Origin of the sequence: Dysgonomonas mossii (assembly GCF_004569505.1) — a bacterium.
GTDB lineage: Bacteria > Bacteroidota > Bacteroidia > Bacteroidales > Dysgonomonadaceae > Dysgonomonas.
The window spans coordinates 1-404 of the sequence record NZ_SPPK01000109.1 but is presented as its reverse complement, the minus strand read 5'-3'; the positions used below and the strand labels follow the sequence as shown (position 1 = coordinate 404).

Annotated in this window: 1 protein-coding gene; it reads right to left on the bottom strand. The window is 71.8% G+C overall.

What is annotated here, in order from left to right; translation table 11 throughout:
• A partial coding sequence (locus E4T88_RS19020) for an Nramp family divalent metal transporter (RefSeq protein ID WP_167755486.1) occupies positions 1-404 on the bottom strand: 404 nt, incomplete at both ends.

The window sequence follows — 404 nt, the reverse complement described above, 5'->3', positions numbered from 1 at the left end:
GGGGGGTCAGGGTGCGGTAGGCCTGGTCGATCTCGGCGACCTCGCTGTGGCCGGCATGGAAGGCGGCGGCCGCCATGATCACCATCGCCATGTTGACGAGGCCCGCCAGCAGCAGCGCCACCACCACCTCGCGGTTCGAGAAGCGCACCAGCTGGCGCCGGTCGGAATCGTCGCGGGGGCTGCCCCGCCCCTGGGTCAGGCCCGAATGCAGGAACAGGGCGTGGGGCATCACGGTGGCGCCGATGATGCCGACCGCGATGGTCAGCGCCTGGGCGTCGGGAATCCGCGGGGTGACGAGCCCCTTGGCGGCGTCCGCCCAGTCCACCGGGGCGATGGCGAGTTCGACCGCGTAGCAGAGGCCGATCGTGCCGACCATCACGCCGATCGCGATCTCCAGCGGTCGG